Annotated in this window: 5 protein-coding genes; all 5 read right to left on the bottom strand. The window is 62.1% G+C overall.

The features are described 5' to 3' along the window. Window positions 1-152 precede the first annotated feature (152 nt). Window positions 153-1376 (bottom strand): VasL domain-containing protein, encoded by a 1224-nt coding sequence (locus QZ766_RS21895; RefSeq protein ID WP_297207280.1) that lies wholly within the window; start codon window positions 1374-1376, stop codon window positions 153-155. Window positions 1377-1505: 129 nt separating this feature from the next. After that, a complete protein-coding gene (tssE, locus tag QZ766_RS21890; protein ID WP_297207277.1) occupies window positions 1506-1958 on the bottom strand; it encodes a type VI secretion system baseplate subunit TssE in 453 nt (150 codons plus the stop codon). After that, complete coding sequence (gene tssJ, locus QZ766_RS21885) at window positions 1958-2494, bottom strand: type VI secretion system lipoprotein TssJ (protein ID WP_297207274.1); 537 nt, start codon at window positions 2492-2494, stop codon at window positions 1958-1960. Before tssJ ends, tssE begins: the two co-directional genes overlap by 1 nt. Continuing rightward, on the bottom strand, window positions 2475-3566 hold the full coding sequence (gene tssG / locus QZ766_RS21880; protein ID WP_297207272.1) for a type VI secretion system baseplate subunit TssG: 1092 nt from the start codon (window positions 3564-3566) through the stop codon (window positions 2475-2477). Before tssG ends, tssJ begins: the two co-directional genes overlap by 20 nt. Then, on the bottom strand, window positions 3530-4293 hold a 764-nt coding region (locus QZ766_RS21875; protein ID WP_297207269.1), incomplete at its 5' end, for a type VI secretion system baseplate subunit TssF. The genes tssG and QZ766_RS21875, both read right to left, overlap by 37 nt.

The raw sequence follows: 4293 nt of genomic DNA, 5'->3' as shown, positions 1-4293 counted from the left end.
GGAACTAAACGTGATCTACTTAGCATGAATTTAATATGTTGTACACTTATAAGATGGAGACAACTTAAATGCAAAAGGCCGCAGCGCTCAGCGCTGCGGCCTTTCTTTATGGGGAGTCATATATTGGCTTTGGCGTCCGGCGAAGGCATTTCCTACTGCGGCCGCTCCTGCTGGCGGATAAGCATGTAGCGATTGAGCAGCTGGTTAAGGTGCAGCTCCGTCTGCGAGAGCTGTACGGCGGGCAGCGGCTCGCCTTTGGGGATTTGAGTCAGCTGATACAGCTGCTCTTCCGCCGGGACGGCGCGGGTAAAGTTCTGAGTTATCGCAAACACCATCGACTTCAGCTCCGAGCCGGTCAGGTATTTGCCTTTCCGCTCGTCAAGCTCGTTCAGGCGGCGCGTGAGCATCTGCAACCCCGCCATGCCCTGGTGCCAGCCGCTCAGCGCCTCTGCGGGCAGAGCGCCGCCGTCGAGATGCGCCTGCCAGCGGGCTTTCAGGCGATCGGCCTCGGGACCGGAGGCGCTCGCCGCCAGCGCAAAACCGTAGCGCTGCAGCCAGTGCGGCGGCAGCTGCGCCAGCGCGTTAAGCGCGTCGGCATTGGCCGCGGCGGGGAGCGGATCGGGGAGTGGATGCAGCGCCTGCCAGCCCCACAGGCCACCGCCACCGAGCAGCAGCGCCGTCACCATGCCGGCGATGAACGGCTTCCACGCGCGTGCCGCTTTTTTACCCGCAGTGTTGAGGAGCACATTGCCGTCAGCAGGGGAAGAGGCGCTGCGCTGCCGGACGGTATGCTGTTCTTCTGCTGCGGCGCTATCTGCTTGCGCCGCGCCCGCCGCAGCGCTCTTTTTCTTCGCGCTGCTGGCTTTCTCCAGCCGCTGCGAGGCGTTGTGCATAAACAGGTACAGCTCCTCCACCAGGCAGGCATTTTTAAGCTCCAGACCGGCAAGCGCCTCGCGCAGCGCGTTGAGATACTGCTCAGCCTGGTACACCTGCGGTAAATCGGCATACTCCAGGGTAAAGGTGCGCAGGACCGCCTGCAGGCGCACGCTCAGGGCGCTTAGGATCTCCACCCGGGCGCGGGCCGGCAGCGGCCACACCGTTTCCCAGTGCTGACACACCAGCGCGGTGAGTATCGCCAGCCCCTCGTTCAGGCCAGAGAGGCCCGCCTGACGCACCCGCGCCAGGGTATAGCCGCTGGCGGTCTGGAGATCGGCGCCGTTAAGGCGAAAGAGCGACAGGCTCAGCTGCTCTACCCGCCGCCAGTTAATATCCGGGCGCGCGGGATGAGCGAGCTTCGCCAGCTCATCGCGCAGCGCGGTATAGTCTCTCAGACGGCGCGGATCGCCGCCGATTTTCAGTTGATTTACTGTGTTCACCCGTCTCTTCCGTCCGTTGAGTAAAATTGAAGTGTGTGCAATGCAGGTGTCGTCAGCGGGATGAAAGCAGCCGCTGGGCAGACTGCTGCGAGAGTATTCTCAGAAGTGCCAGTCTCTGCCGGAGGCTGTTCAGAGGCTGGATCGCTGGCTGAGGTACTGCTGCTTTTTCAGGTGGCGGATAAGCACCCTGCCCTCCGGCATAAAATCGGTGCCGTAGCGCACCAGCCCAATGCCCTTCAGCTCCGCGTCGATGGCGTAGCGCAGTTCGCCGGGCACGTCCTGATCCAGCATGACGACGCTGACCCTCTTCAGGCGGGGCTCATACTTGAGCAGCACGCCGGAGAGGACGCTCATCAGCTCGTGGGCGGTACCGGGCATGCCTTGCAGAATTTTGGCCATATCCGGCAGGCCGTAGTCGGGCAGGTGTGCCAAAGTGCCGGCGCGGCAGTTGAGAATACGCTGCATGTTATCGAGCACTGACAGAATGACCTGATTCTCCTCGCTGACCTGGTCCAGCGGCAGGCCACCGCTGAAATTGCCGTACAGCATGTCGTACAGCGAAGGGGCTTTGTGCTGCGGCATTATTTCTCCTTAAGCTCAAGCAGGGTCAGGCGGTTATTCCCCACTTCGATGACCCTGGCACTATCCGGATCAAGATCGTTCCGGGAGAGCACCACCCGCCAGGTGTTGTTGTTTTGATCCGGCGAGATAAACATCCCCGCCACCGCCACGAACTCCGCGCTTTCCTCCATCGGCATATCGACCGCCGTCGCGCTTCCGGGCGTCAGGCGGATATCTTTTTCCGCGACCAGATCGGCTTTAATGGCCTGGCTGTCGCTGGCAAACAGCGACGGATAGTCCGTCTCATCAAAGGTTTTACGATCTTTAAGCTGATAGATGCGCACGATGGTGGAAAGCGCCTCGCCGCGGGCATTGTTGTTGATCCCTTCGCGGGCGCGGATGTCGAGGTGCAGGGTTTTCACCTGCTTATAAAAAATAGATTTAGTCACGGCAGCGGTGCCGTGGGTAATTTTTTGGGTTAAGCCGCAGCCGGCAAGCAGCAGCGCCGCGGCGGAAACCAGAATATACAGCGGTGTCTTACCAGCGATAGTCGCCATCTTCATCACTCTCCCTTCGGTGAATATTTTCCTGAACTCTTTCGTAACGTCCCAGATTGATAACGATCGTTCTGTCTGCCTGCGATGCGGCCGCGCTCAGGGGCTTCATGACCGCAGTGCGCCCGAGCACGCCGTCGGCTATTTCCGCCCGGGTCTTCATTTGCGCATCCGGCAGCAGGCTGCGGCTTACGCACAGCTGCAGGCGCACGTCGAGCCGCCCGCCGAGGTAAACGTGCAGCAGCGCCATCAAATCCGCGTGCAGCGCGCCGCCGGGAAGCCAGCCCTGGATTTCCGACGCGGAGCGGGTGGTCAGGCGCAGCAGTACCTGACCGTTAACGTCCGTCGCATAAGCGCCCATTACCGGCCTGCTCTTCAGGCTCACCGGCTTGCGCACGCTCATCGCCAGCGTTTTTTTCAGCGCCACTCTGCGCCTGTCGTGCTGCCATACCTGCGCCCGGGTCTCCGGCGCCAGCAGGCTGACCAGCGACGTCAGCCCCTCCGCCGTGCGCCCCGGCAGCAGCATCACCGGCAGCAGGGCCAGAAAGCGGGAGATGGGCGTTGCCATGTTTTCCGCGCAGCCGTCAATGCCCAGTCCGGCGAGCCCCAGCAGATACTGCGACGTTTTGTCCCTGCCACCGGCCTCGAAGGTGGCGGGGTAAGAGTACTTGCGCCAGATGCGGTAATACTGGGCAATCAGCCGGTGGTTAAAGATGTCGAGAAAATCGGCGGTGGCTTCATAACCCTCGCGCCGCTGGGTGATGTCGTCGAGATAGTGGGTGGGCAGCGGCGATTCCACGCCGTAGAGCCCCATAAAGGTTACCCGCACCGACGGCGGCAGATGCCCGTCCTCCGGAAACTCGGCCGCTTTAATTTCCGCCGCCGGAAACCCCATCCCCGGCCACGGGCGAAAGCGCACCGGATCCTGACGGATCTGCCAGCCGCTGCCGATCGCCGGACTGCCGGGGCGGCTTTGCTCCACCAGCTGGCAAAATCGGTAAAAGTGGGTGCGGGACAGGCTGTCCCCCAGCTGCTGTATCAGTCGGGCAGGCGCGGTGTCGGGTTCTCTTTCCATCGAATGCATTTTCCTTCTGGCTGAACCAGCAGCGTCAGCTGGTTGAACTGATTCATGTCGGTATAGAGGGCAAAAAAGCGGTTCAGCAATTCACCGAACAGGTGCAGGTCGCCCTCGCCGGTAAAGCCGCTGCTGTCGAGCGTCACCTCAATATCGAGCCCGCGCAGCAGGAAGCCATCCTCAAAGCGCTGGATACGGTGATGGGTCACCCGCTGGATGGCCTCCAGGCGACGGCTGTTCATCTCGTCCTCCTGCCAGTTGTAGAGCGCCAGCGTGCCGCGCAGGACCTCAGCGCTGCTCATCATGTTGAGGAACCCGGCCCCCAGATGGCTCAGCACCCGCCAGTGAAAGCGATCTTCCGCGGGCGGATACACCGGCAGCGTCGGCTTGCAGAGGTTGCGCACGTTAATGCGGGTCTGCAGCACCTGCTCGCAGCGGTCGAGCAGCGTGCTCTGCAGCGCCCGCCGCGGCAGCGCGCCGTTGGTGCCGGTAATGCGCAGGGAGATCGTTTCGCGGGCGAAAGCGCGATCGTCCTCCCACTGGTGCCCGCCGAGTATCAGCCAGGTATCGTGCAGCCCGGTAACCCCGCGCCTTACCCGGGTGTGGTAATAGCGCGGCGGCGCATCGCGGCGCATCATGCCTCCCTTGTGGCGAAAGCTGCTGAACGGCACGTACTCCGCATTGCCCGTTCTGCCGGAGCCGGTCACGGCATCCACCGAATAAATTT

The organism is uncultured Pluralibacter sp. (assembly GCF_913775985.1).
GTDB lineage: Bacteria > Pseudomonadota > Gammaproteobacteria > Enterobacterales > Enterobacteriaceae > Pluralibacter.
This window is presented reverse-complemented; position numbering and strand designations above follow the sequence as displayed.

Coding starts and splice junctions, on each gene's coding strand:
- tssE (WP_297207277.1), bottom strand. CDS start 1,958: ATGCCGCAGCACAAAGCCCCTTCGCTGTACGACATGCTGTACGGCAAT.
- tssJ (WP_297207274.1), bottom strand. CDS start 2,494: ATGGCGACTATCGCTGGTAAGACACCGCTGTATATTCTGGTTTCCGCC.
- tssG (WP_297207272.1), bottom strand. CDS start 3,566: ATGGAAAGAGAACCCGACACCGCGCCTGCCCGACTGATACAGCAGCTG.